This is a genomic window from Granulicella sp. S156 (genome assembly GCF_009766105.1).
Taxonomy (GTDB): domain Bacteria; phylum Acidobacteriota; class Terriglobia; order Terriglobales; family Acidobacteriaceae; genus Granulicella.
The window spans coordinates 510640-534480 of sequence record NZ_LMUH01000013.1 but is presented as its reverse complement, the minus strand read 5'-3'; the positions used below and the strand labels follow the sequence as shown (position 1 = coordinate 534480).

The following is a 23841-nucleotide window of genomic DNA, read 5'->3' as shown; positions in this document are numbered from 1 at the left end:
TTACCTCTCCCAAAGTGCATTTAATCTCACAAGACGCAAAACTGGCGACGAGTCTAGCACACGGTCAAAACATTGAGGCAGATGCAGTTATGCACCGTCGGGCCCACCACTACCAGTGTCGCTGCTGGAGCCCGATTCATGCTCCTCTGTTGTGATGCGCAAAGACTTCAGGAAGGTTAGATCGTTGCGCGTAAAAGGACCGTGCGCCGCCTCATTGCCTTCGTCGTTTTCTGCCGTTTCGTCGTCATCATCGACCTCGTTCAAGCCGATGGTCGCTTCCAGCATCAGGATCACGTCGAAGCCTTGCTCGCGTATCTCGCGGACCACGCCCGCAATCGCTTCCGATTCAGCTACCGACTCGTGAATCGCTTCGCCTAACTTTTGGATAAGATCCTTGACCTGTTGATTCAATGCCACCTCCCGGCTTCGTTCAGAATGCCCTGACCACGCACCGGGTATTCCCAAAACCAACCTTTTGGGAACGGCAGCAGCGGGTGCAACTGCCCTCAAGATTACGCCGATGTCGGCGGTGTCGCAAAACATGATTTACCAGGTGGCCTTTAGATCTCTATATCCTGGCCTTCGTCGTGCTCTTCCCAGGCCTCTTCAAGGCGATGCGCCAGGTCCTGGACCGGCTTGACGCGCTTTGGTCCCCACACCAGGAACCCCGCCGCAGCGGCGCACAGCCCTCCCACCAACCAGGCCCATTTCTTCAGGCTTCCCGTACTCTCATCTTCCCCATCGACAGACGCCATATGCCGTTGGATGCAAGGCGTGGACTTCGCGCTTCGCGGCAACAGGTGGGGGCACGATACACTTGGGCCATGGACAGGGTTCGCCTCGGTCGCGCTCTTGGCTACGGCGCGCGCCACGCCACAAAGACGCTAATCAGTGCCGTCGACGCAGCCACAGCGCCAAATCCTTCGGCTGGGACTTCGCAGCGAGCGACACAGCCCACCCCTGCAAATACAACCCCTCAACCTTCCCCCATAGCCCAGGTCGCAGAGGCCTACCGCACCGTTGCCGAAGTGAAAAAAAATGCCAGAACCCATGCACGTGGCCTCGGTCAGTCCGTACTGACTCCCGTGAAACGGTTTTCCAGTGTTCTCTGGCTGGAGGTAACAGGCACCTTCTTCGCGCTGTTTGCGCTGTTCCTGGCGCAAGGCGTGTGGCGGCTGCGCAACAGCTTCAAAGCGTCGCCAATCACACCCGAAGCTCACAAGGCTTACTTTTACCTGGCCGTGTTTCTGGTCTTCGCGTACTTCTCCGTCAGCAGCTTCGTGCGCGCGAGCCGCCGGCAGCGACGCTAGTACTACAGTTCTACTGAAGAATCTCTCCCGAACCCCCTCCAAAAGCTGCCATTTCGACCAACCAACGGGAGCAGAGAGGTCTTCTTGCTTTTGTTGTTGTTTTTCTGGTTGTCATTCCCGCAGGGAATCTGCTGTTGGTTCGTATAGCCACAACCTTCTTACCAGCAAAGAAAGAAGCAGATTCCCTCCGGGAATGACAACTAGAAAAGCAAAGGGGCCTAATTACGCAGTCACGGTCCCAGGGGTAGGTTTGGTTCACCGAATATCTTTCCCAAGAGACCAACTGTAAAAATCCCACGTCTCTTGCCTAGCAGACAGACGACACTCCTTGCTGCTAAAAAGGACACCATCATGCGGCTTCGTTCCGTGCTTCTACTCTCGTTCCTGCTTCTACCCGGCGCGATACAGTCCCAACAGCTTCCAAACCGGCCTCCCGTACCGGCGCCACTGCTTGCGGGCAAGAGCGTGTTTGTCTCCAACGCAGGCGCCGACAGCGGACTATTCCCTCACCCCTTCAGCGGCGACACGGCGCGGCCCTATACCGCGCTCTATATGGCGTTGGCGGCAGATAAAACGTTTTCCCTGAAGACAAGCCCAGCTGAAGCTGACCTCGTCTTCGAGATTCAACTGGTAGCGCCCAAAGGACCTGCCTTTGGAGACAACCAGGGAGCCAAGGTAAAGGGTGCGGCCGATCCGCTGCCGATGTTTCGGCTTGTGATCTACGATCGGCCGACCCATTACATCCTGTGGACGTTTACCGAATCCGTCGATGTCGCATACTTACAGAAGACGCATGATCGCAACTTCGATGATGGAATCGCTGCCCTGCTGAACGACCTGAAAGCCGTCGTATCGCCGGCCCATTAGGTTGGGGCAGCGCTCCTGAGGCTATGCCTGAGGTTTGCTATCGTAGACAGTTGCCTCGCGCGAACTGCGCGCTCTGGTGCATCCTAAGGACAGACATATGACCACGACCGAAACCCCCTCCGCTCTCCGCCGTACCGCCCTTCACGCCACTCACCACGCGCATAAGGCGCGCATGGTCGACTTTGGCGGTTGGGATATGCCCGTTCAGTATCGCGGACTGATCGAAGAACATATGGCCGTGCGCACCGCAGTCGGCCTCTTCGATGTCTCGCATATGGGCGATATTCAGCTACGCGGGCCAAACTCGCTGGCCGCTGTGCAGAAGCTGCTGATGAACGATGCCAGCAAGCTCCAGACCGGACAGGCGCACTACTCCGCGATGCTGTATCCGAACGGGACCTTCGTCGACGATGTCGTTCTGCATAAGCTCGGCGACAACGACTACCTCATCGTCATCAACGCCGGCACCCGGGAGAAGGACGTGCAGTGGGTGCGGCAGGTCATCGGCGGCATGAGCGGCGTTCATGTCAACGACTTTTCCGACTACTACACGCAGCTCGCGATCCAGGGCCCGAAGGCACAAGCGACCCTGCAAAAGCTGACCGGCGTTGACCTCACCCCGATCAAGAACTACTGGTTCACCTGGGGACAGGTTTGCGGCTGCCACAACGTGATGATCGCCCGCACCGGCTACACCGGCGAGGACGGCTTCGAGATCTATATCCCCTCCGACGAGCCGACCAGCGCGCGGGTGTGGGGCGAGGTGCTCGCCGCCGGCGAGGAGTTCGGGATCATCCCCTGCGGGCTCGGCGCAAGGAATACGCTGCGCCTGGAGTCCTCCATGGCCCTCTACGGGCACGAGATCTCCGACACGATCAACGTCTTCGAGGCGAATCTTGGCCGGTATTGCAAGCTGGACAAGGGGACGGACTTCGTCGGGCGGGAGGCACTGCTCGAGGTACAAAACAGCGGTGGCCCGGCTCGCCGGCTGGTTGGGTTGGAGATGGTCGACCGCGGCATCGGACGCGACGGCTATCCGGTCGCCACCCTCGACGGAACCCGCATCGGAGAGATCACTTCGGGCTCCCCTGCCCCATTTCTCAAGAAAAACATCGCTCTGGCCTACGTACCCGTGGCTTATACGGAGGTCGGTACCGAGCTCGCGGTCGAGATTCGTGGCCAACTGGTGAAGGCGGTGGTTGTCCCAACCCCCTTCTACAAACGCCCTAAGGCCGTCGCAGCGCCGATTACCGCGCCACTATCCTAGTTTTCAGCGCGGCCTCACCCTCAGCAATCCTCTACAATCTTCTTCGGAGAACCTCAAATGTCTTATCCCGAAAAGTACCGTTACGCGAAGTCGCACGAGTGGCTCGCAATCGATGGCGACACCGGCAGTGTCGGCATCACCGACTACGCGCAGAGCTCGCTGGGCGATATCGTCTTTGTTGAACTGCCCAAGGTAGGCCAGGAGCTTACTGCCGGTGACTCCTTCGGATCCGTGGAGTCGGTTAAGGCCGTCAGCGAACTCTACTCGCCCGTAACTGGCACCGTCACCGAGATCAACGAGTCGCTCAACGACGAGCCCGAGACCATCAACACTGCCGCGAACGACACCTGGCTCCTCAAGCTCAAACTGACCAGCGACGACGACGGAAACGCCTTGCTTTCCGCCGCAGAGTACGAAAAATTCGTCTCCGAAGAGACCGGTCACTAATTTCTAGAAAAGATCCGCGAAGCCTCTTCATGGCAGTCGTATCGTCTCGCCATGAAGAGGCTTCGCGAAGACATATCAGGCTCCAGAAAGTTCCCTTCCCATGCGCTATCTCCCCAAATCTCCCGCCGACCGCACAGAAATGCTCGAAGCCATCGGCGTCTCCTCCATCGAAGATCTCTTTGAGACGATCCCCGCTGAATACCGCCTGACTCGTGACCTCGATATCCCGCGTCAGCACTCGGAGTCCGAGGTGCTGGACCGTTTTCGCGCATTTGCAGGGAATATCGCGAGCGGCGAATTTAACCAGTTGGTTCAGCAGCCCGCGAGCAAGCCCTATGCGAGCTTCCTCGGCGCGGGTGCATACCGGCACTACCGGCCGGTGATCATCGATTCGCTCGTGCAGCGCGGCGAGTTCCTCACCAGCTACACGCCTTATCAACCCGAAATCGCCCAGGGCACGCTCCAGGCCATGTTCGAGTTCCAGACGATGATCTGCGAACTCACCGGCATGGAGATCGCCAACGCCTCGATGTACGACGGTTCGACGGGCGCCGCGGAAGCCGTGATGATGGCTGTACGCGTGACAGGCCGCAATGGCGCCGTCGTAGCCCGGACCGTTCACCCGGAATACCGCGAAGTACTGCATACTGCAACACAGCATCAGGGCATTCCGGCAACGGAAGTTGGCTATGTCGCCGAGACAGGCCGGGTCGATCTCACGGCGCTGGACGCCGCAATTACCGACGATACCGCCTGTGTGCTCATTCAATCGCCGAACTTCTTCGGCACGATTGAGGATGTGGCAACTATCGCCGAAATCGCCCACAAAAAGGGCGCTCTGCTGATCGTTTCGATCGCGGAGGCTGTCTCTCTCGGTATCGTGAAAGCCCCGGTAGAAGCTGATATCGTCTCGCTCGAGGCGCAAAGCTTTGGCGTGGCTGTGGGCTTTGGCGGACCTTACTGCGGTGTGATCGCGTGCAAGGAAAAGTTCCTGCGCCAGATGCCCGGCCGCCTTGTCGGCGAGACCAAAGACAAGAACGGCAAGCGGGGCTTCGTGCTCACACTGAGCACACGCGAACAGCATATCCGCCGCGAGAAGGCGACATCGAATATCTGCACCAACCAGGCGCTGGTCGCGCTGATGACGACGATCTTCCTGACCGTCTACGGCAAACAGGGCCTGCGCGAACTCGCGGAACAGAACCTCGCGAAAGCAGCGTATCTGCGCAGTGCATTGGTTGCGGCTGGTGCGACGACAAAATTCGACGGTGCACCCCGCTTCCACGAGTTCGTTTTAGCGTCTACAGAATCGGCAGAGCAGCTGAATGCAAAGCTGCTCGACAAACAAATCATCGGCGGCCTCGCGTTGGCGAAGTGGTATCCCGAGCTTGGCGAGAACGCGACGCTGTGGTGTGCAACGGAGCTTACGACCAAGGCCCAGATCGACACAGCAGCCACCGCACTTTAGCTTTTGCTTTTCGGAGATGGTTTGCGGGGCTAAAGCCCCGCGCTACTCCTAAACACAAAGAACGGAAGCGTAATGGACATCACCGAGATCGAAGGTCAGGAACTAACGGCGGTCGAGTTCGTCGCCGACTACGTCCGTCTGCGCTTCGAAGGGCCCCTGGTCACTCTCTACGCATGGCCGCACGTGCTGCTCGCGGACTTCAGCATCGCTTTCGGCGAGCCGGAGTATCGCAACGCCCTCTGCGCGCAGATCGGCGAGACAGTCGCAAAGGCCGCGTTGGAAGAGATGGAGTCGCTGACAATCGAGTTCGAAAGCGGTACGGTCATTGCGCTGGGTCTGCGTGAAGAAGATTTAGATGGACCGGAGGCTGGAAGTTATTCCGCTGACGGCAGTGGCTTGGACGAAGAGGATTTCTAGTTTCGAGTCGTGAGTTTCGAGATACGAGTTAAGGCGGTAGGCATGTCAGATAAATTTGTTGGAACACCCATTAAGGCAACCACGCACGTCAATCAGAACGAAGACCTGATCTTCGAGAAGTCCTCGTCCGGCAAGAAGGGCTATCGTCTCGCGCAGCTCGATGTGCCTGCGGTGGATGCCGCCTCCCTTCTGGGCAACACCGTACGCACCGACGATCTCGGCGCGATGCCCGAGCTTTCGGAGATAGAGATCATCCGTCACTTTACGCGTCTATCTACATGGAATTATGCGATCGACCTCGGCATGTATCCGCTGGGCTCCTGCACCATGAAGTACAACCCGCGTATCAATGAGGCCGTGGCGAGACTTGAAGGGCTGGCAGAGGCACACCCCTATCAGCCGGAATCTCTGAGCCAGGGCGCGCTGGGTATTATGAAGCTCCTGTCCGATTGCCTCATCGAGATCACCGGCATGGACACGATCACCTTGCAGCCTGCCGCCGGAGCACATGGTGAGTTCACCGGCATCCTGCTGGCGCGCGCCTATCATCAGTCGCAGGGGAATCCGCGCAAGAAGGTGCTCATCCCCGACTCCGCGCACGGGACGAATCCCGCTACTGCAGCAGTGTGCGGGTACCAGGTGGCAAACCTCAAGTCGAACGCCCAGGGCATGGTCGATCTTGCCGAACTGGAGCGGATGGTCGATGGGGATGTCGCCGCCCTGATGCTTACGAATCCTTCGACGATCGGCGTCTTTGAGAGCGATATTCACAAGATTGCGGACATTCTGCATGCGAAGGGCGCGCTGCTCTACATGGACGGCGCGAATATGAACGCTCTGTGCGGCAAGACGCGGCCCGGCGACTTTGGCGCGGACGTAATGCACCTGAACCTGCACAAGACCTTCTCGACGCCGCACGGCGGTGGTGGTCCGGGTTCGGGACCGGTCGCCTGCAAGAAGATCCTTGAGCCGTTTCTGCCAACGCCTGTCGTCAAGACCAACCCCGACGGCTCGCTGGGCCTGGATTACAACCGTCCGCAGTCGGTGGGACGCGTGCGCGCCTGGTACGGCAACTTCGGCATGTTCATTCGCGCTCTGGCCTACATCCTCGCCAACGGTCCCGATGGCCTGCGCCAGACGACCGAAGACGCCGTGCTCAACGCGAACTACATCCGTGCCAAGCTCGAAGGCACCTTCGAACTGCCGTACAAGTCGCCATCCCTGCATGAGGTCGTGTTCAGCGACAAACTGCAGGCCAAGAACGGCGTCAAGACCGGCGATATGGGCAAGCGGCTGATCGATTACGGCTTCCATGCGTACACGGTCTCGTTCCCTCTCGTGGTCAACGGCGCAATGATGATCGAGCCAACGGAGAGTGAGTCGCGCGAAGAGCTCGACCTGCTGATCGATGCGCTGAAGCAGATTGCACGCGAGGCCGAGGAGAATCCTGAGCTGGTGCAGAACGCTCCGCACTCCACACGGCTACAGCGGCTGGATGAGACCACCGCCGCGCGCAAGCCAATCCTGCGCTGGAAAGCCCCAGTGGCTTCGACGCAGCTCACACCGGATACCGCGGCGAAAGAGTGGTAACGACGGATAGAAAACAGCAAAAGGCCTGCTCCTAGGAGCAGGCCTTTCTGTTTCAGTCAGGTACAGCTACTTCGCTGCTTCGACCTTCACCCACTCGTCTGTCGTCTCCCACTTCACATGCAGTTCGGTTGAGTGTGCGGTTGTCTTCTCGAAGCTGATGCTCATGGATTCCTGCGGCGCTGAAAGCTTGTCGAAGTGCAGCGGCGTGCGGCCGAGGTCCTGCTCCTGGTGGTACTCGGTTCCCCACTGACCGGTCTGCTTGTTCACGATCAGCAACCATGGAGTACCAGGAGCGGCAGGCAGTGTGTAGATGGTGTATGTACCGGCGGGAACGTCCAGCGTGCCAATCTTCAGGCCGGTGGCGGTGATGAGGGTCGTCGCTGGGTTTGCGCCGGTACGCCAGACCTGGCCATAAGGAACGAGTCCGCCCATGATCTTGCGTCCGCGAATTGCAGGCGAGTTGTAATGGATGGTGACTGACTGGCCCGCGAGGGTGGTCTCGGCGGTAGCTGCGGGAGAGGCAAGAGGCTCTTGGGCCACGCCCATGAGGGTGAGCGGGGCAAAAACGGCTGCGAGGAGGGCGGTGCGGAGTGAGTTCATAATGCCCCTATGCTACGCTTAAGCAGTGCACCCGTAGCTCAGCTGGATAGAGCGGCAGCCTCCGAAGCTGTAGGTCAGAAGTTCGAATCTTCTCGGGTGCACCATATCCCTCATTTTTTTGCTATCCCCATGCGTCGACTGTAACGACACGCTTGCCTTCTCTGCTAAAGCGCTCCAGCAAGGCACCTGTTGCCTTCACTGTGGCACTGCGGTCTGTTCCCATCGCCTGGTCATAGCCGTCATGTAGCAGGATGTTCGCGCCAACCCCACGCCTCTGCGCGCGGGCCAGTCCCCTGTCTACGTGGCGCACGATGCCGTCGGCACCGATAGGCTCCCAGTCGAACCCCATTACATTCCACTGCACCGTTGTCAGGCCGAGTTCGCGGGCAATACGCATAACTGCCGGACGACGAGCTCCATGGGGTGGGCGGAAGTAGCGTACAGGAGCGCCAAGCGCATCTTCCAGCGCCTCGTTGCAGGTGCGCAACTCTTCACGAATCACACGCGCAGATTGCCAGGCAAGCCACGGATGCGTCTCAGTATGGTTACCGATGAGGTGGCCGGCAGCCTGCACCGCGCGGACGATCTCGGGCCGCTGCCGTACGAAGCGCCCGATCATGAAGAAGGTGGCACGGGCATTGTGACGCGCCAGCAGGTTCAACAACTCGCCGGTCGCGTCGTCGTTCGGGCCGTCGTCATAGGTGAGGGCTACTTCCTGAGGGTTCCTGCCCGCGACCAAAGTGCTGCCGAAGAGCTGGGACCCAGGCCGAAGGGCGGCGTTGGTCACGACGAACGCCGCCGCAGCGGCCACAGTTGCGCCGAGCACCAGATCTTCAGGGATGGTTGGGGCAATCATCGTTACTTCTTCAATAGCGCCAAAACTTCCTCGGCGTGGCCTTCCGGCTTGACCTTATGGAAGACGTGCAACAGCTTCTGATCAGGGCCGATGACGAAGGTTGTGCGTTCAACGCCGCTGACCAGCTTGCCGTACATCGTCTTCGGCTTGACGAGCTCGAAGCGGTTGACGATCGTTTGATCGGCGTCAGCGAGCAAGGGGTATTTCAGGTCGTACTTGTCGGCGAATTTCTTCTGGGCCTTCACCGTATCGCGAGAGATGCCAAGGACGACGACACCTGCCTTCTGGAGCTTGGCGAAGTGATCGCGGAAGCCGCAGGCTTCGATCGTGCAGCCGGGCGTATCGGCTTTCGGATAGAAGAAGAGTACGACGGGCTTGCCGGCGAAGTCGGTGAGGTTGATGGTGTTCCCATCCTGATCGGGCAGGGTGAAGTTTTCTACGAGTTCGCCTACTTGCGGTTGCATGATAAATCTCCTCGGACTCTATCGTAGCGCGGGAGAGCCTCGCAGGGCTGTCGCCAATACCGATACGCCGCGGCGAAGCTCGTCGGGATTGCACCCGGCAAAGCCCAGTATCAGGGCAGGCCTTTGTTTCTGCTGAAAAGTGAATGCCGACAAGGCCATGACCTCGAGTCCGAGCTGGCTGGCTCGCTCGGCTGCAACCTTGTCCGATGTTCCTGCCTTGAGCCACGCTACAGTCCGCATGCCTGCAGCAGCGGCAGTCACATCGAGCAGACCATCCAAGTCCTTGTCTGCTGATTCCTTCAATATCTCCATCCGCTCGGAGTAGGTCTGGCGCATTCTGCGTACATGATGGCCGAAGTGACCCTCCGTGATGAATTCGGCGAGAATCGCCTGATCGAGCGTCGGAGGGTGACGGTCCACAAAGCTTCTGGCGGCTTCAAAGGCTCCAACCAGCCGTTGCGGCAGCACCATGAAACCCAGACGCAACGCATTGAAGAGCATCTTGGTGAAGGTCCCAACATAAATGACGGATCCTGAGCGATCAAGGCTTTGCAGAGCAGCTACAGGACGACCGTGGTAGCGGTACTCGGCGTCGTACTCGTCTTCGACGATCCATGCTCCCGCACCCACGGCCCAGTTCAACAACTCCATGCGGCGATCGGCGGACATGGTGACACTCAGCGGAAATTGATTGGCCGGTGTTACATAGGCCAGCTTTGCACGGGGCGAGAGCTTCATCCCTGCTACAACGTTGAGACCGTCTTGATCGACGGGGACCGGGATCATGCGCGCGCCGGTAGCTCGAAGCGTCTGCCATGCGCCGGGATAGCCAGGGTCTTCTATCCAGACAGGATCGCCGGGATCCAGCAAAAAGCGTCCGATGAGGTCGAGAGCCTGTTGCGCCCCCGAGGTAACGATGATCTGCTCCGGCAAACAACGCACACCGCGTGACGTCCCAATGTATTCCGCTATAGCGCGGCGTAGCGGTGGATATCCAGCGGCATTGCCGTGGCCATAGAGAGACCTGGGCGCGTGACGAAGGACACGAGCCGCAACGCGGGCCCAAAGTTCGACAGGAAAGAGATCGATGGCAGGTTCATAGGCGCGAAACGCTTTGCCGACCGAGTGCGGTGCGGGCATAACCGTTATCCCTTTGAGGGTTTCTATTGCACGCTTGCTTAGCGTAGCAGTGGACGGTGGCAGCGTAAGCGCAGGCTTAGTGCGCGGCGACGATAAGGGAGGGTCTGGCAGACCTGAGGCGACGAAGGTTCCAGAGCCGATCTCTGTGTGCGTATAGCCCTCGGCCTGCAACTGATCAAACGCCGCTACAACGGTACCGCGCGAAAGCTGGTACTGCACAGCCAGGCTACGCGTAGAGGGGAGCCTGCTCCCTGGGCGTAGACGGCCATCGAGGATCGCGGCCCTCAGTTCCGTATAGAGCCAGCGCCAGAGTTCACCGTGGCTCCCCGAACTGACAAGGGATAGGTCCTGGAACGTTTCGGTCTTTGGCATGATCCTCAATTCCGTCGAGCAAGTGGACTATTCCACATTTTAATTATGGACCTTACTGCTAGACCACATTCTCTCTATGCTTTGAAGGAGAGGAGCGAGATCATGAAACCCAGATTAGAAGCACAGAAGGCGTCTCCGGCAGCGTACACGGCTATGCTCAGCATGGAGGCATTTGTCAGGAAGGCCTCCAAACTAGAGCCCTCTCTGATCGAGTTGGTCAAGATGCGTGCCTCGCAAGTCAACGGATGCGCTTATTGCATCGATATGCACTCAAAGGATGCTCGCGCCGAGGGCGAGACCGAGCAGCGCCTCTATGCGCTCTCCGCATGGCGCGAGACACCGTTCTTCACCGATCGCGAGCGTGCAGCGCTGGCATGGACCGAAGCGGTAACGCTGATTACCGAGGGCCATGTGTCCGATGCGGTCTACGAGGAGGCGAAACAGCGGTTCTCCGACGAGGAACTTGTCAACCTGACACTTGTGGTCATCACCATCAATGGTTGGAACCGCATAGCGATTCCATTCCGCATGGTGCCGGGAGAATACCAGCCGAGCACACACAAGACGGAGGGAGGAAAGTAATGAAGCGCATCCTCCTCCTGTTGTTCCTCCTGACGATGCCCCTGACAGCTCAACAGGCGAAGGTCACACCGCTTCTCTCAAAAGACCTCACCGGTATTCCCGGCAAAGAAGGCACGATGATCACCGTGGAGTTTGCGCCCGGAGAGGTTGATGCCGTACATCGCCACAATGCGCATGTGTTTGTTTACGTGCTCGAAGGCACTGTGGTGATGCAGGTGAAGGGTGGAAAGGAACGGACGCTCAGACCCGGCGATACGTTCTACGAATCACCGCAGGACATTCATGTCGTCGGCCGAAACGCGAGCAAAACCGAACCGGCAAAGTTTCTCGTATTTTTCGTCAAGGACAAAGGAGCCCCGCTCCTGGAGCCCGTAAAGTAGCGATACAGCCACCTTCGATTGAAGCCCATCCATTCCAAAGGAGGAAAAGAGATGAATATTTTTGTTGCAGGCGCCAGTGGAGCGATTGGGCAGCCGCTCATTACGGAGCTGATTCGCAAGGGACATGCGGTCACCGGCATGACACGAACCGAAACAGCAGCCAAGAAGCTTCGTGAGATAGGCGCGACCGCTGCAATGGTAGATGCGTTCGATGCGGCAGCCTTGGAATCCGCGCTGCGGCAGTCGCAGGCCGAGGTGGTGATCGATGAGCTTACCGCCCTGCCGAAAGATCCAAGAGACATGCCCGCCTATCAGCCCGGTGACCGAAAGCTGAGACTGGAGGGCGGAGGAAATCTGCATCGTGCAGCTCAGGCTTGCGGAGTGCGACGGTACATTCAGCAGTCGACCGGGTTCTTTCTGCGACCCGGTAACGGACTCGCAGACGAGTCAGAAGGACTGGCCGTCGATGCAAGCCCCGGCGTGTCTACCAACTCACAAACCTACACCGCTCTGGAAACCCGCGTACTGGGTTCTATGGAAGGCATCGCTCTGCGTTATGGATTTTTCTATGGGCCAAACACGTGGTATCACCCTGATGGCGGCGCGGCAGACCAAGTGCGGGCAGCGCAACTGCCTTTGATCGGCGAGGGCGAAGGCGCATGGAACTGGGTGCATATTGAGGATGCTGCGTTGGCTACTGTCGCAGCTCTCGACTGCGAGCCCGGGATCTATCACGTGGTACAGGATGAGCCGAGCCTGATGCGTGAGTGGCTGCCCGCGTTTTGCCGGTTTGTTGCAGCTCCGGCACCAGAACGGGTTTCAGTTGAGGATGCCCGAAGGACTGCTGGAGAAGACGCTGTCTATTACCAAACGAAGCTGCGCGGGGCTTCGAATGCAAAGGCGAAGAGGGTACTTGGGTTTAAACCCCGGCAGCTTGAATGGCTCTGATACGGTAGCCATTTCAAGATCAAGGCAACCATCTTTGAAAGATGAGTGAAGCGTTGGTCCCCCCAAAGCCGAAGGAGTTACTCATCGCATACTTCATCGGCGTGGAGACGCCTTTGTCGAGAACAAGATTCAGCTTGATCGTTTCATCCAGTTGTTCAATGTTTGTAGTGGGAGGCGCCATCTGATCCCGCAGAGCCAGAACGGTGATGCCCGCTTCGAGACTTCCCGCTCCACCAAGCAGATGCCCTGTCATCGACTTGGTAGAACTCACGAGCAGTTTGTCCGCGTGATCTCCGAACGCATCGGCAATCGCGCGAGCCTCGGCGCGATCGCCGAGTGGCGTTGAAGTGGCGTGAGCATTTAGATACTGGATGTCAGCCGGCACAAGTCCTGCGCGATCGAGGGCAAGCTGCATCACTCGCCGCACGCCACGACCGTCTTCCGGCGGCGCGTTGGTATGGAAGGCATCGGAGTTAGCGGCGTAGCCAACAAGTTCGGCGAGGATCGTCGCTCCTCGAGCCTGAGCACTTTCCAGCTCCTCGAGGACCAGCACTCCGGCTCCCTCACCCGCAACGAATCCATCCCGCTGTTTATCCCACGGGCGTGATGCTGTCTCGGGATTCTCGTTACATGTAGAGAGCGCACGCATCGCGGCAAAACCAGCGATAGAGAGAGGCGTTACAGCGGCTTCGCTGCCACCGCAGATCATGACATCTGCATCGCCACGGCGAATGATGTGCCAGGCTTCCCCTATGCCATGTGCGCCAGTGGTACAAGCCGTGGCACAGGTCAGATTTGGCCCCCTCGCACCGTACTTGATGGAAATCTGTCCCGACGCCAGATTCGCGATCGTAGCGTTGATAAAGAAGGGCGAGACACGATCAGGGCCACTTGCGAGGAGCTTCGCGTGCTCCCGTTCGATTACCTCAAATGAGCCGATTCCGCTACCAACATAGACACCTACGCGTTCCGCATTTTCTTCTGTGATGTGCAGCCCCGCTTGCGCTAAAGCAAATTCTGCAGCGGCCATCGCAAACTGGATGAATCGACCCATCTTTTTGATGTCTTTGCGATCGATGTATCTCTCTGGGACAAAGTCTTTCACCTCACCGGCGAACCGGCAGGCAAACTGGGAGGCATCGAACAACTGGATTGGAGCGATGCCCGATTCGCCGTTCAGTAGGGCGGCCCAGGTCTCTTCCGTGCCAATACCAACCGGGCTTATGAGACCTACGCCGGTTACGACAACACGCCGTTGTTGATTCATAGGGCTCCTTTTTCGTGAGGCTAATTGGCAGACAGACGGTCCATCACGTTATCCAATGTCTTGGTGAGTGATTTCACTTCCGCGTTGCCGAGCTGCCGCTCCAGGCTTTGTTGAGCGGCGCGCCAGAGTGGCTTCGCCGACGAGAGCGCTTTCTCGCCGGCTTTGGTCAAGCGTAGAGATTTGGCTCGCTTGTCTTGACCTTCCGCGATCGTGATATATCGGAGCTTTTTTAGCGGTGAGAGATTGCGGGTGAGAGTTGTGCGTTCCATCTGAAGCACATCAGCGAGTTCAGAGATTGACTTCCCCTCCATCGCCGCTAGAGTGGACAGCATACCGAACTGGCCGATGCTGATATCTGCAGGTGCCAGGAAGCGATCGTAGGTACGGGAGACCAGGCGGGCGGTCTGTCGCAGGCGATAGCAGGTACAGCCAGGATCACCGGGGTTTGGGGTCATTCACAGATCTCCTGTGAATCATTGTATGCGTGTAATTACACGAGTGTCTATACAGGGAGAACTGCACAGATACAAGAATGCAAGCACAGACAGAATAAAGGCGCCGCTGGTGTGCGACGCCCTTATAGAAGCTGCGATTTGTTCGGGTTAGGCAAAAACAGTCTCGCGGACCTCGTCCTCAACAACCTGGTCAGTTGCTGCAACCGAGGCTGATTGCGGAAAGTAGGCATTAGAGACGTATTGGCCCAGCATGCGGTGAGTATTGAAGAACGTACCGTTGATCGCAATGCAGTGACGGCGCACCTCAGCCCAGCCAGTCTTGTTGGCATAGAGCGGAGCGATGGAGTTCTCAAGCTTGTCGTAGAGCAGATTCGCCTCGGTAGCCTCGTCGTCGCAGTCGGGGATCGCCCAGCCGGTAATGCTCTCGGCGCAACCCTCGATCCACCAACCATCAAGCACGCTGAGGCTAGGCACGCCGTTGAGCGCAGCCTTCATGCCGCTGGTGCCGGAGGCCTCATAGGGACGCAGTGGCGTGTTCAACCACACATCGACACCACCAGTCAGTTGCTCGCCAAGATCCCAGTCATAGTTCTCCAGGTAAAGAATGCGCAGCTTCGAACTGTTGATCCTGGCTGCGGCACTGAAGACATCACGGATCAGTCCCTTGCCCGCATTGTCGGCAGGGTGTGCTTTGCCGGCATAGAGAATCTGCAAGCCGCCAAGCTTTTCTGCAATCTCTGCGAGGCGCTCGGGCGAATGGAAGAGCAGGCTTGCACGCTTGTAAGTGGCGACACGACGCGCAAAGCCTAGGGTCAGCACGTTCGGATCCAACTCGACGCCAGTACGCTGTTTGACCGTTGCAAAGAGTCGCTGTTTGCCGATGGCATGCGTTGCATCGATAGCTGACGGAGCAATGCCATAGACCGAACGGAAGTACTGGTTGTCGTGGCGCCACTCCGGAACTTCCTTGTCCAGCAATTGCTGGAAGGGTTGCGAGAGCCACGTCGCCGCATGAACGCCGTTGGTGATGGCATGCACCTTGTATCCGGGGAACATATGCTGCGAAACCTTGCCGTGTTGCATAGCGACGCCGTTGACGTAACGGGAGAAGCGCAGCGCAAGGTACGTCATGTTCATCAAGCCGTCGTGCAGACAGCCAAAGCGCTCGATAGCCGAGGCACGCTCGTGACCGAGCACAGCGAACATCTGGTCGAGACCAAACTTATCGTGGCCTGCAGGCACTGGCGTGTGCGTCGTAAAGACGCACTGCTGGCGAATCGCTTCCGCGTCGGCCTCCGTGGCATCGCGAAGGGGGACCCCGTTCAGTCGTTCTTCGAGCAAACCGATCGTCAACAGCGCGGCGTGCCCTTCGTTCATATGACAGACTTCAGGTTGGCAACCGAGTGCGTGCAGTAATTGCACGCCGCCCAAACCCAGAATCGTCTCCTGACAAAGCCGGTAGTAGGTATCGCCGCCATAGAGATGATCGGTCAACCTGCGATCCCATAAGTCGTTCCCTTCGACGTCGGTGTCGAGTAGAAAGACGGGGATAATGTGACCGGTTACACCCACGACATCAAAGCGCCAGGCGCGAACCTTGACCTCGCGGTTCTGCATGATGAGCACAATCTCTTGCCCGGCAGAGGGCAGAGTTGTTTCGGGGAACCAGACAACGTCACTTTCGGTCTGCTGGCCAGCTGCATCGAGGTGCTGCTGGAAGTAGCCGCGACGGTGAACCAGTGAGATTACCACCATGGGCGCACCCGTATCGGCGGCAGAGCGCAAAGTGTCTCCCGCAAGCATCCCCAGGCCGCCGGAGTACGTGGGCAGGGACTTGGAGAGAGCAATTTCCATCGAAAAGTAAGCGATCTTGCGTTCGGCGAGATCAATGGCGGGGGCAGAAATGGGATGAGGGGAAGAGGTGGAGAAGCTCATGCGGAGGGGTAGGATCCTTTTCTCAACCGTGCAATATCTCGGCGATTACAGCAATTTCTGGATAGAAACAAATGCCCCTCCGGTCTCACCTACATGGATGTACGTGCTCAATCGTTTGACCGATGATAGTGCTTCGTTCTTTAAAGTCTAGCAAAAAACGACCTTTTGGACAGAAAATCCTGGTTCCGAGGCAGATTCCGGCCTGTGGAAAACGCTTACCAGAGGTGGCTAATGGTTCGTCGCGGCAACCGCTAAACGAACCACTGCAAGCACTGGAGACGGCGGTTTAAGAGGCAGCCGAACCGACGCTGACCATGCCGAACTTCATCGCAAAACCGAGGATCAGGGCGATCACAAAAGCAATGGTGGTGAGGACGCCGGAGGTATTCAGCCGCTTCCGGATCGCTTCGATGGCGAGAATGATCAGGTAGAGCACGATCATGAAGACCAGACCGTCGAGCACGAAGTCGTGCGTGGCCCCTGCCCCCATCTTCCACATCGGCAGGACGTTGAAAGCCGGAAGAAACGACCCAGCACCGAAGACGGCCAGCAGCAGAATCGTTTGCAACACTACCGAAATCACTCGTTTCAACGAAGGACCCTCCTTGAGCTCAAGGCTTTCTGCGGAATACACGCGACCTGATGCGACATAAGTTTAGCGCATGGACTAGTGGATAGAGGCCTCGAAGGTGGCGAAGCGGCGTTCGAGCTCCCACTGCTCTGCCGCGCGCTCACTGGACTTGAGAACTGCTGCGCAAGCAGAAGTGGGATTGCTTGTTGGCGTAATGGGTGCGGCGCAGGCTGTCTTGCGTCGCGTGAAGTCGTCGGGAGAGGCCCAGAGGCTTTCACCGGCAAGGAATGCGTGCTCCAGTGAAGTGCGCGCCATGTCCTTGAGATCTCTGTAGGTAAGTCCCTGCTCTTCCGCGCCTTTGACATACTCATGGGTAAGATCGATGCGGCTGACGCCTTCGTCATCGGTGGAAAGTGCAACAGGCACGTGCGCAGCTCGATAGGCCGCGAGCGGATGGTCAGTATGACTAAGGCCAAGGATGACGTCATTCGAGGTCAGGTTGATCTCGACCATGACGTGCTTGTCTGCCATCTCTTTCAGCAGTTCAGCAGGGTGGTCTTCGTAGAGGACGTCCATGCCGTGGCCGATACGCTCAGCGTGACCGAGGTCTACGGCTTCGCGAATGTGGAAGCGGAGGCCATCCGGCGTAACCATGCCCGGAGCGACCTCGCCGGCGTGGAGCGAGAGGCGAACTTTGGGGTAGACCGAGTGCAGATAGTCGAGCATCTGCATCTGGAGGTGGTAATCCTGCATGGAGACGCGACCGTCTTCGGGCATTACGAAGTTAATGCCGACGACATCAGGGTCGGCGCTGGCGACTTCGAAGCCAAGGAGCGTCTGAGCAAAGACCTGTGGAGGCGGAAAGCCGCGGAGAACCTGATAGAGCCAATGAATCCGGATGAAACAACCCGAAGGATTACCTGGAGCTCGTAACGCACTTACTGCGTCAGAGTGGCAATATTCAATCTCTGCGCGTGCGGCCTTGGCATCGGCAAGTTCTTTCGTGTCTACAGCAACCTCATCGCGGAGACCACCTGCCAACAAAGCATCACGGAGTTGCGCGAGTTGATCGTGCGTAACCTCCTTTTCTGCACCGGCAGGCCAGCCGAGTTTGTAGCCGAGCGTAGCAGCATGGGTGAACGTAGGGGTTTGCATAATCTCAAGGTATTGTTCGTTCTGTGCAGCGGCGCGGCTGGCGACCTCGTCGAGCCATTCGCCAGCTACATTTTTGAGACCGCCGAAACGCTCGAAGGTTGAAAAAAATTGGTCGTGCCCCGTAATACCGGGAGTCGGCACATAGCCGCGCATGGAGAAGGAATCGATGAGATCGTCATAAAGCGGCTGGCGCTTGAGCGCTTCCGCGGCTGGCACCTGACCAGGAGCGCAGGAAGCGGAATTTTCGGGGTCAGCCGAAACCTTCGGAACGAAGCGTACAGCGTTTGGTCCTTCTGGAACACGAGGCACGCCAGGGTCGACTGGGGCGATACAAAGGCCCTGCATAACGGCCTCCGCGATAAAGGTCTCCGCGTACACTGCTCCGGAGAGGTGCATATGGAGATCTGCTCCCTTAGGCATCGGCTTGAGGAATGCATAAAGCTCCGGCGCCCCGAGTTTCTTTGCAGCTTCAAAGGCATGAGAAGCACGGACTTCAGAGGGTGCAAGCACGGAATGAGCGGTCTGTGCTCGCGTAATGTTGTCTGCAGCCGATGAGCCAACTGCAACTAGAACAAAAGAACAGAGCAACCCCTGGATAGGGTTGTTACGAAAACTCATCATGCCGGGTGTACCTCTTTAAGGACTTATCGTACCGCTAAGACCGAGATGAGGACAGGGTTACCCAAGTGATTACGGGAAAATGCAGATGCTTCGGTGATGCTTCCGAGACACTGGCAAATCACAATAACAGCAAGCAGAAGCACCATGTCGCGACAAGAGTCATGTTGAGGTTGGCGCGATATGGCAGTCATTGGTATACTGGCCTTCGACGTTCTCGAGGGCCGCGTGTGGCAACGCAGCAGGCTCATTCCCTCCCCACCTCAGGCAGGCGAAGTCGAAACGCACGAGCTTGACGGGCGCACTTGGCAGCCCGGTAGGCGTTCCATTGCCAAGGCCAGATAGCTCAGTGGTAGAGCGCGGCCCTGAAAAGGCCGGCGTCGGCGGTTCGATCCCGTCTCTGGCCACCATTTAGAATCAATAACTTACAGGAAATAAGTTCGAAGCCTCCCTCAGCGGAGGCTTTTCTAATTTTCTCTATAAGTCGTTTATATTCAATATTATACGAAGACGTAGAGTTGCAGCGGTAAAAAGGCCAGCAGACATTGGTTCGACTCTACAGTCGAACTTTAAATTTACCAGCGCTAAACATAATTATTTCAATAAGTTATTGGTTCAAAGTGCGACTATTGCTCTCCCCCAAAAAGGGATACTGCATTTTTGCTGACGTACAAGCCCCATCGCGCTCTCACAACTGCGAGCAAAGAGAAATCCGATTTATATATTGATTGCTTAGCTTCCTGCCCTGTCACTGCTTTGGGGCCTATCCGGCGCCCTGCGGCAGCTCGCTCTTCTGCTTCGGCTTCGCCGCCCTTCGGGTTGCGGTTTCCGTGCCGAACCCTCCGTAAATGCAGAGCTTCGGCACTTGGGAGCCGGGTTCTCACGCTTGGCTCCGCCCGGTGTGACCCGAGCAAGATCGGGAAATTCAACAAACGGAGAACCAGCCTCTCGAAAGGCCGGAACTTGATCCAGCGTTTTTCGGAGGACATTGACATCTTCCTCGACCTGCTTGCCTTCGAGCCACCCCTGACCAAACGCGGCATTGACCGCGAACTAAAGAACCTGCGCGATGCCGTGGCCGCGCATCCAGCTCTTCAGTTTGTTCCGGAGGAGAGCCAAACGATATAAGGCTTCGGACGCAATGACCGATTTTCCTATCACCAGCTCTACGGCGGCTCCGGTGAAGTCGCAAGCCGTGTACTCCTCGAAGCAGGAGCCGCCAGCGGTCGGGAACCACGAATGTTGAGCTGCGCTCCTACCTCGGTCAGTTCTATACGAAAGAGGAATCACATTCGGGGCGGAAGACGAAAGCTCGTTCCCGATGCGCTTGCTTCATTTGAGGCGGACCTTCGTAGAGAAGATGTTTGCTATTCACAGTAAGGTGGAAATCCTCAAACGGGACGGACGCGCTCTGGGCACCTACGCTCGGCACCACTACGACCTGTTTCAACTCGCATTATTGCGGCCCGAGGTTTTAGAAATGCTGCAATCTGCCGAGTATGGGGAAATTAAGCAGGACTACGACCGCATCAGCCGCACACACTTTTCTGGCAGCTACTTCTACCCGGATCAAATGAGCTTTGCCAACAGCGACGCGCTCTTTGCGACGGGAGACCTTTCTGCCACGATTGGTCGCGAATACAAGGGCTAGTGCGAAATTCTCTGTTTCGGCTCCCACCCGTCCTGGGAGATCGTGCAAGCCCGTTTCATGGAGCTTCGCGACTTGCTTTAGGACAAGAAAACGATCTGTCGAAATGGACGGGTTGGGTATTAGCAGGTGAGTCTCCGCATCTCAGATTGTCCTGCGTTGCTGAGTTGGAACGAGGATGAGCGCAAGTCTCTGCACCTCCTGGTGAAGCAGATCTTCCTTTGTGAATTCGTAAATAGTCTGCACTTTGCTGAGAAGTTGGTCTGCAAGTTCGGCATTTGATTCAGGCGTCGCTGATGCTGCAAGTCGCGAAAGGGCTCCTTCGAGCCGTTCGGCGATATCAGTTCGTTCAGAGTAGGTGACGAAAACAATCAATTGCCAAAACCAGTCAAAACCCTCCCACGAAGCAATGAACTGACGCAAGGCATCGGGGTGTTGATCGATGCCTTGCTCGAAAGCGGTGAGGCCCTCAGATTCTGGCAATGAAGTCATTCACGAAGTTTATGCCAGGGTGTTCCGCCGTGTTGGCGACGATCAGTCGTCAGTCCTTTCGTCCATGGGTGCGGCTGCCAGTGTTTCGAACTCAGAAAGATGACTTGGTAGGGCATTGTGGCGACCTGCATCGACGTCTAGCGGTAGCCCACGATTCTCGTGGGCGCATGTTTCAGCCGCCATTGGCGGCAAGAGCAAAAGCTAAAACCGTGCTTCGCCTTTGAATACGTGCTTCTGATGCCACACCAAGTACTCAGGTCGCGGCAATGCACGTTCGAGCGATGGGCGATTGATTTTCTTTCCTTGGAGTTTCAGAAAAAGCTCATCGAAAAAAGTTCCCCCATGAACAAGCGAGGAAATAAGAATTCTGCGCTCCTCATCTATGCCAATTGCTCCTCTATCGAAAGCAAGATGATGGATGGAGCAACAGGCTATACCATTCGCTGAGATATCCGGTCCGCCGTGTTGAACCCATCGTATATGCGCTGCATCCAAACCCAAATCTGCGTGGCCGAGCTTTATGTCATAGCCGCAGAAACCACATCGATGACCCCATGCGGTCAGGACCTCATCCCTGAACTTTGAATCACGGTTGCTTGTGCGTACCGAGACCTCTAACTCGATGCCGATTGCATTAGCGATCAGTGAATGCAGGGTAGACGGGAAATGAGCCGCTAAAATATCTCTCGCCACGGCCACTAATATCTCGGGACGCTTGCTAAGCGTCTTGTAGTGCTCTTCGGTAAAACCACCCTCTGTGGAGCCTTGTAGAAGTTCATTTCTGAGAGGGTCTGACTTGCCAGCTCGGCGCTTCAAATCTTCGGCATTTGTAACCTGCCAAATCCCGTCATTCTGTAGTTTCCAGAAAGGGTACTCAGGATGATAGCTACGACGAGAAGGTCCGAATTCGATTAGAAGCTTCTTCAGCACTGGCTCAATTTCTACAAACGGCTGCAGTCTCTGGTGTCCTCTTTGAACTTGGCTGAGCGCGTGAAGCATCAACAATGGTTTGTGGGGCGCTCGCTCACTGCCACGCTTCCAGATGTTGATCGCGGCAAACGCTTTTATAGTCTTATCTCCCGAAGTCATAGAGTTCTAGCTACCTCAATAATTCAAATTTCACACTTTGGCGCTTCGCGCCGAATAGACGCTTTACTATGGGGCGAAAGCCCCGTAGTAACTCCTTTCTGGGACAGGATACGATCTTCACAAACTTGGCGACCGTCTATGCCTGCTTCTATTGCAGAGATGTCTTCGTGGCTCAATCGAACGGAAGTAATGAGGCGAACCGTACCCCCTCGATAGAAGAATTCCCCCCATGGGAGCACCGATAGTCTCGAACGAGGTACTCGCAAAGAAACCGGCAGCCCTCCAATACCGCATGGCCCTACTCAGCGCCGGGCGGTAGAAGTCTCCCACCAAATCATCGGTGCCAGTTCGGTACTCAATCGCAAAGTCGTATTCTCGTAGCGGCATATATGGGTTGTATCTGATCTTCTGGATTATAAGATGAAGCGGCTACGGCCCATTGCCGAAACCAGAGGTCGGGAAAGAGAGGTCAATAGGGCAGAGATCGCGACCTGCTTAATTAGCAACGAGCCGCCTTGTATTTGACCTATGTTCGCCGCGAATCATGCATCGGTAGGTTGGATCCGCAACAAGCTCTGAAGTGCTCAGGTCAACAACGAAAGAGATTTAGTTGTGACGTGATGACCGGATGCTTTTTCGGTGCCTTATCATCGAATACAGTCCGGCCATTGAGCGAAGGCGAGATTACTCGCTCATGTTTAAGTGCTGCATCAAAGTCCGCAAGCGGCTGGCGATCACTTTCTACTGTGCGTGTAAGACGATCTAGGCGCTTGAATCCCTCGACCCTTTCGGTGTGGCCGAGGCGAGCTGCGTCGAGAGATCGCCGGAGAATTGCAAGTGATTCATCGTAGGTCTTAAGCGGCACCGGGAAAGGATGCCCATCTTTGCCTCCATGGGCGAACGAGAAGCGCGCGGGATCCGAAAATCGACTCGGCGCTCCGTGTACGACCTCGGCAACCAATGCCAGAGATTGCAGCGTTCGTGGCCCAAACCCCTCGACAAGAAGTAAGGATGCGAAATCGCGAAGGTCCTGTTCATGGGCAACTGCAAGAACTGCCCCTAGACGTTTCAGATCCACATCCTTGGCACGTACATCGTGATGCATCGGCATGGTGAGCTTGCGAGCTTCATTCAAAACATTCGTCGGTGGCTCTTTCATCATTGTGAGCATTGCGTTTTGAGCTTTCTCTGCGCGAGCATCCACCAGATTGAGAATTTCTCCTTGTGTCTTACCGACAATCGCTGTGTGCGGATTGGATACGAAGTCACGAACCGCTGCCGAGTGCCAGTGGTACCGCCGCGCCAGGTGATTTGCGGGATTCATTCCCTGCTGCACGACAGCCCATTCGCCTGACTTCGTAATAACAAAGGAATGCAGATAAAGCTGAAAGCCATCGGCGACAGCGTTGTTATCGACACGCGCCGTGAGTCGACTGGTGCGTGCGAGCGCCTCGCCATCGAGACCGGCCTTCACAGAGAAAGCTCGTAGCTCATCGGGTGTTCGAACGGAATGTCGACCGCGTCCGCCGCAGACCATCACACCAAGTTCAGAGAAGCGCGGATTGATACCACGCTTCAGCGCGCCTAGTACAGACGTTGTGATGCCGGAGGAATGCCAGTCCATACCCATCACAGCACCAAATGATTGAAACCAGAACGGATCGCTTAACCGGGTAAGGAATTCGGAGCAACCGTAATTCAGGATGATCTGCTCGGCGATGGCAGTTCCAAGTTCTGTCATCCGGCTTGCCAGCCAGGGAGGCACATGGCCGTTATGAAGCGGAAGATCGGCGGTGCCAGAGCGTTTCATCCAAGAAGAACCCTCCCATATTTTCGTTATTTATTCGCCAAAATGCAAGTTGTATTGTATAGAGAATGAAGAAGTTCCCATGATTTTCTCTTT

26 protein-coding genes and 2 tRNA genes are annotated in these 23841 nt (G+C 56.9%); 14 read left to right on the top strand and 14 right to left on the bottom strand.

The window, feature by feature from the left end; all coding sequences use genetic code 11:
• Window positions 1–87: 87 nt before the first annotated feature.
• A complete protein-coding gene (locus GSQ91_RS12120) occupies window positions 88–417 on the bottom strand; it encodes a hypothetical protein (RefSeq protein ID WP_371417110.1) in 330 nt (109 codons plus the stop codon).
• A 143-nt stretch (window positions 418–560) separates the two neighbouring features.
• Window positions 561–755 carry a hypothetical protein gene (locus GSQ91_RS12115; protein WP_158821796.1) on the bottom strand — a complete coding sequence of 65 codons (195 nt, stop codon included), beginning with the start codon at window positions 753–755 and terminating at the stop codon, window positions 561–563.
• A 69-nt stretch (window positions 756–824) separates the two neighbouring features.
• Here GSQ91_RS12115 and GSQ91_RS12110 point away from each other — a divergent pair, with 69 nt between their 5' ends.
• The 7 genes from GSQ91_RS12110 to gcvPB all read left to right on the top strand — a co-directional run bounded on the left by GSQ91_RS12110 (window position 825) and on the right by gcvPB (window position 7366).
• Window positions 825–1310, top strand: coding sequence for a hypothetical protein (locus tag GSQ91_RS12110; protein ID WP_158821795.1), 486 nt, complete (start codon window positions 825–827; stop codon window positions 1308–1310).
• A gap of 351 nt (window positions 1311–1661) precedes the next feature.
• Window positions 1662–2177, top strand: coding sequence for a hypothetical protein (locus tag GSQ91_RS12105; RefSeq protein ID WP_254064526.1), 516 nt, complete (start codon window positions 1662–1664; stop codon window positions 2175–2177).
• A 97-nt stretch (window positions 2178–2274) separates the two neighbouring features.
• A complete protein-coding gene (gcvT, locus tag GSQ91_RS12100; RefSeq protein WP_158821794.1) occupies window positions 2275–3444 on the top strand; it encodes a glycine cleavage system aminomethyltransferase GcvT in 1170 nt (389 codons plus the stop codon).
• 57 nt (window positions 3445–3501) lie between these two features.
• Window positions 3502–3891, top strand: a complete 390-nt coding sequence (gcvH, locus tag GSQ91_RS12095; protein ID WP_158821793.1) for a glycine cleavage system protein GcvH — start codon at window positions 3502–3504, stop codon at window positions 3889–3891.
• A gap of 100 nt (window positions 3892–3991) precedes the next feature.
• The gene (gcvPA, locus tag GSQ91_RS12090) at window positions 3992–5359 is read left to right on the top strand and encodes an aminomethyl-transferring glycine dehydrogenase subunit GcvPA (RefSeq protein ID WP_158821792.1); all 1368 of its coding nucleotides are present in this window, start codon (window positions 3992–3994) and stop codon (window positions 5357–5359) included.
• A gap of 72 nt (window positions 5360–5431) precedes the next feature.
• Window positions 5432–5776, top strand: coding sequence for a hypothetical protein (locus tag GSQ91_RS12085; RefSeq protein WP_158821791.1), 345 nt, complete (start codon window positions 5432–5434; stop codon window positions 5774–5776).
• Between the two features lie 42 nt (window positions 5777–5818).
• Window positions 5819–7366, top strand: coding sequence for an aminomethyl-transferring glycine dehydrogenase subunit GcvPB (gcvPB, locus tag GSQ91_RS12080; protein WP_158821790.1), 1548 nt, complete (start codon window positions 5819–5821; stop codon window positions 7364–7366).
• 66 nt (window positions 7367–7432) lie between these two features.
• Here gcvPB and GSQ91_RS12075 read toward each other — a convergent pair whose 3' ends face one another.
• Window positions 7433–7966: a DUF2911 domain-containing protein gene (locus GSQ91_RS12075; protein WP_158821789.1), complete on the bottom strand. Its 534-nt coding sequence runs from the start codon at window positions 7964–7966 to the stop codon at window positions 7433–7435.
• A gap of 27 nt (window positions 7967–7993) precedes the next feature.
• Between GSQ91_RS12075 and GSQ91_RS12070 the strand changes: the two genes are divergently transcribed.
• A tRNA-Arg gene (locus GSQ91_RS12070) sits at window positions 7994–8070 on the top strand.
• A gap of 17 nt (window positions 8071–8087) precedes the next feature.
• Here the strand turns inward: GSQ91_RS12070 and GSQ91_RS12065 are convergent.
• Genes GSQ91_RS12065 through GSQ91_RS12055 form a run of 3 tightly spaced genes read right to left on the bottom strand, consistent with a single transcriptional unit; the run spans window position 8088 to window position 10798 of the window.
• Window positions 8088–8822 carry a polysaccharide deacetylase family protein gene (locus tag GSQ91_RS12065; protein ID WP_254064524.1) on the bottom strand — a complete coding sequence of 245 codons (735 nt, stop codon included), beginning with the start codon at window positions 8820–8822 and terminating at the stop codon, window positions 8088–8090.
• A 2-nt stretch (window positions 8823–8824) separates the two neighbouring features.
• On the bottom strand, window positions 8825–9286 hold the full coding sequence (gene bcp / locus GSQ91_RS12060) for a thioredoxin-dependent thiol peroxidase (RefSeq protein WP_158821788.1): 462 nt from the start codon (window positions 9284–9286) through the stop codon (window positions 8825–8827).
• Between the two features lie 18 nt (window positions 9287–9304).
• Complete coding sequence (locus GSQ91_RS12055; protein WP_158821787.1) at window positions 9305–10798, bottom strand: PLP-dependent aminotransferase family protein; 1494 nt, start codon at window positions 10796–10798, stop codon at window positions 9305–9307.
• Window positions 10799–10900: 102 nt separating this feature from the next.
• Between GSQ91_RS12055 and GSQ91_RS12050 the strand changes: the two genes are divergently transcribed.
• The 3 genes from GSQ91_RS12050 to GSQ91_RS12040 are packed head-to-tail and all read left to right on the top strand — an operon-like array spanning window position 10901 to window position 12708.
• Window positions 10901–11380 carry a carboxymuconolactone decarboxylase family protein gene (locus GSQ91_RS12050; protein ID WP_158821786.1) on the top strand — a complete coding sequence of 160 codons (480 nt, stop codon included), beginning with the start codon at window positions 10901–10903 and terminating at the stop codon, window positions 11378–11380.
• A complete protein-coding gene (locus tag GSQ91_RS12045) occupies window positions 11380–11760 on the top strand; it encodes a cupin domain-containing protein (protein ID WP_158821785.1) in 381 nt (126 codons plus the stop codon). The genes GSQ91_RS12050 and GSQ91_RS12045 overlap by 1 nt, the downstream gene beginning before the upstream one ends.
• Window positions 11761–11811: 51 nt before the next feature.
• Window positions 11812–12708 carry an NAD(P)-dependent oxidoreductase gene (locus GSQ91_RS12040; RefSeq protein ID WP_158821784.1) on the top strand — a complete coding sequence of 299 codons (897 nt, stop codon included), beginning with the start codon at window positions 11812–11814 and terminating at the stop codon, window positions 12706–12708.
• A gap of 19 nt (window positions 12709–12727) precedes the next feature.
• Here the strand turns inward: GSQ91_RS12040 and fabF are convergent, their stop codons facing one another.
• The 5 genes from fabF to GSQ91_RS12015 all read right to left on the bottom strand — a co-directional run bounded on the left by fabF (window position 12728) and on the right by GSQ91_RS12015 (window position 18712).
• Complete coding sequence (fabF, locus tag GSQ91_RS12035) at window positions 12728–13975, bottom strand: beta-ketoacyl-ACP synthase II (RefSeq protein WP_158821783.1); 1248 nt, start codon at window positions 13973–13975, stop codon at window positions 12728–12730.
• Window positions 13976–13995: 20 nt separating this feature from the next.
• The gene (locus GSQ91_RS12030) at window positions 13996–14430 is read right to left on the bottom strand and encodes a MarR family winged helix-turn-helix transcriptional regulator (protein ID WP_158821782.1); all 435 of its coding nucleotides are present in this window, start codon (window positions 14428–14430) and stop codon (window positions 13996–13998) included.
• Window positions 14431–14577: 147 nt separating this feature from the next.
• Window positions 14578–16365: an alpha-glucan family phosphorylase gene (glgP, locus tag GSQ91_RS12025; protein ID WP_158821781.1), complete on the bottom strand. Its 1788-nt coding sequence runs from the start codon at window positions 16363–16365 to the stop codon at window positions 14578–14580.
• Between the two features lie 286 nt (window positions 16366–16651).
• Entirely contained in the window at window positions 16652–16957 is a 306-nt protein-coding gene (locus GSQ91_RS12020) for a hypothetical protein (RefSeq protein WP_158821780.1), read from the bottom strand.
• Window positions 16958–17032: 75 nt separating this feature from the next.
• Window positions 17033–18712, bottom strand: a complete 1680-nt coding sequence (locus GSQ91_RS12015) for an adenosine deaminase (protein WP_158821779.1) — start codon at window positions 18710–18712, stop codon at window positions 17033–17035.
• A 332-nt stretch (window positions 18713–19044) separates the two neighbouring features.
• On the opposite strand from GSQ91_RS12015, the gene GSQ91_RS12010 reads away from it, so the two are divergent.
• The 3 genes from GSQ91_RS12010 to GSQ91_RS12000 all read left to right on the top strand — a co-directional run bounded on the left by GSQ91_RS12010 (window position 19045) and on the right by GSQ91_RS12000 (window position 20360).
• A tRNA-Phe gene (locus GSQ91_RS12010) sits at window positions 19045–19119 on the top strand.
• A gap of 250 nt (window positions 19120–19369) precedes the next feature.
• Window positions 19370–19837, top strand: coding sequence for a nucleotidyl transferase AbiEii/AbiGii toxin family protein (locus tag GSQ91_RS26065; protein WP_371417107.1), 468 nt, complete (start codon window positions 19370–19372; stop codon window positions 19835–19837).
• A gap of 157 nt (window positions 19838–19994) precedes the next feature.
• Window positions 19995–20360, top strand: coding sequence for a nucleotidyl transferase AbiEii/AbiGii toxin family protein (locus tag GSQ91_RS12000; protein ID WP_256370380.1), 366 nt, complete (start codon window positions 19995–19997; stop codon window positions 20358–20360).
• Between the two features lie 141 nt (window positions 20361–20501).
• Here GSQ91_RS12000 and GSQ91_RS11995 read toward each other — a convergent pair whose 3' ends face one another.
• From GSQ91_RS11995 to GSQ91_RS11985, 3 genes are all read right to left on the bottom strand, one after another.
• Window positions 20502–20840, bottom strand: a complete 339-nt coding sequence (locus tag GSQ91_RS11995; protein WP_158821777.1) for a hypothetical protein — start codon at window positions 20838–20840, stop codon at window positions 20502–20504.
• A 210-nt stretch (window positions 20841–21050) separates the two neighbouring features.
• Window positions 21051–21938, bottom strand: coding sequence for a phosphorothioated DNA-binding restriction endonuclease (locus GSQ91_RS11990; protein ID WP_158821776.1), 888 nt, complete (start codon window positions 21936–21938; stop codon window positions 21051–21053).
• Between the two features lie 589 nt (window positions 21939–22527).
• Window positions 22528–23748 carry a DUF763 domain-containing protein gene (locus tag GSQ91_RS11985; RefSeq protein ID WP_158821775.1) on the bottom strand — a complete coding sequence of 407 codons (1221 nt, stop codon included), beginning with the start codon at window positions 23746–23748 and terminating at the stop codon, window positions 22528–22530.
• Window positions 23749–23841: the final 93 nt, after the last annotated feature.

Bases quoted from the DNA above. Each gene is read 5' to 3' on its own strand.
- GSQ91_RS12115 (WP_158821796.1), bottom strand. From the start codon at position 755: ATGGCGTCTGTCGATGGGGAAGATGAGAGTACGGGAAGCCTGAAGAAA.
- GSQ91_RS12110 (WP_158821795.1), top strand. From the start codon at position 825: ATGGACAGGGTTCGCCTCGGTCGCGCTCTTGGCTACGGCGCGCGCCAC.
- GSQ91_RS12105 (WP_254064526.1), top strand. From the start codon at position 1,662: ATGCGGCTTCGTTCCGTGCTTCTACTCTCGTTCCTGCTTCTACCCGGC.
- gcvT (WP_158821794.1), top strand. From the start codon at position 2,275: ATGACCACGACCGAAACCCCCTCCGCTCTCCGCCGTACCGCCCTTCAC.
- gcvH (WP_158821793.1), top strand. From the start codon at position 3,502: ATGTCTTATCCCGAAAAGTACCGTTACGCGAAGTCGCACGAGTGGCTC.
- gcvPA (WP_158821792.1), top strand. From the start codon at position 3,992: ATGCGCTATCTCCCCAAATCTCCCGCCGACCGCACAGAAATGCTCGAA.
- GSQ91_RS12085 (WP_158821791.1), top strand. From the start codon at position 5,432: ATGGACATCACCGAGATCGAAGGTCAGGAACTAACGGCGGTCGAGTTC.
- gcvPB (WP_158821790.1), top strand. From the start codon at position 5,819: ATGTCAGATAAATTTGTTGGAACACCCATTAAGGCAACCACGCACGTC.
- GSQ91_RS12075 (WP_158821789.1), bottom strand. From the start codon at position 7,966: ATGAACTCACTCCGCACCGCCCTCCTCGCAGCCGTTTTTGCCCCGCTC.
- GSQ91_RS12065 (WP_254064524.1), bottom strand. From the start codon at position 8,822: ATGATTGCCCCAACCATCCCTGAAGATCTGGTGCTCGGCGCAACTGTG.
- bcp (WP_158821788.1), bottom strand. From the start codon at position 9,286: ATGCAACCGCAAGTAGGCGAACTCGTAGAAAACTTCACCCTGCCCGAT.
- GSQ91_RS12055 (WP_158821787.1), bottom strand. From the start codon at position 10,798: ATGCCAAAGACCGAAACGTTCCAGGACCTATCCCTTGTCAGTTCGGGG.
- GSQ91_RS12050 (WP_158821786.1), top strand. From the start codon at position 10,901: ATGAAACCCAGATTAGAAGCACAGAAGGCGTCTCCGGCAGCGTACACG.
- GSQ91_RS12045 (WP_158821785.1), top strand. From the start codon at position 11,380: ATGAAGCGCATCCTCCTCCTGTTGTTCCTCCTGACGATGCCCCTGACA.
- GSQ91_RS12040 (WP_158821784.1), top strand. From the start codon at position 11,812: ATGAATATTTTTGTTGCAGGCGCCAGTGGAGCGATTGGGCAGCCGCTC.
- fabF (WP_158821783.1), bottom strand. From the start codon at position 13,975: ATGAATCAACAACGGCGTGTTGTCGTAACCGGCGTAGGTCTCATAAGC.
- GSQ91_RS12030 (WP_158821782.1), bottom strand. From the start codon at position 14,430: ATGACCCCAAACCCCGGTGATCCTGGCTGTACCTGCTATCGCCTGCGA.
- glgP (WP_158821781.1), bottom strand. From the start codon at position 16,365: ATGAGCTTCTCCACCTCTTCCCCTCATCCCATTTCTGCCCCCGCCATT.
- GSQ91_RS12015 (WP_158821779.1), bottom strand. From the start codon at position 18,712: ATGATGAGTTTTCGTAACAACCCTATCCAGGGGTTGCTCTGTTCTTTT.
- GSQ91_RS11990 (WP_158821776.1), bottom strand. From the start codon at position 21,938: ATGACTTCGGGAGATAAGACTATAAAAGCGTTTGCCGCGATCAACATC.
- GSQ91_RS11985 (WP_158821775.1), bottom strand. From the start codon at position 23,748: ATGAAACGCTCTGGCACCGCCGATCTTCCGCTTCATAACGGCCATGTG.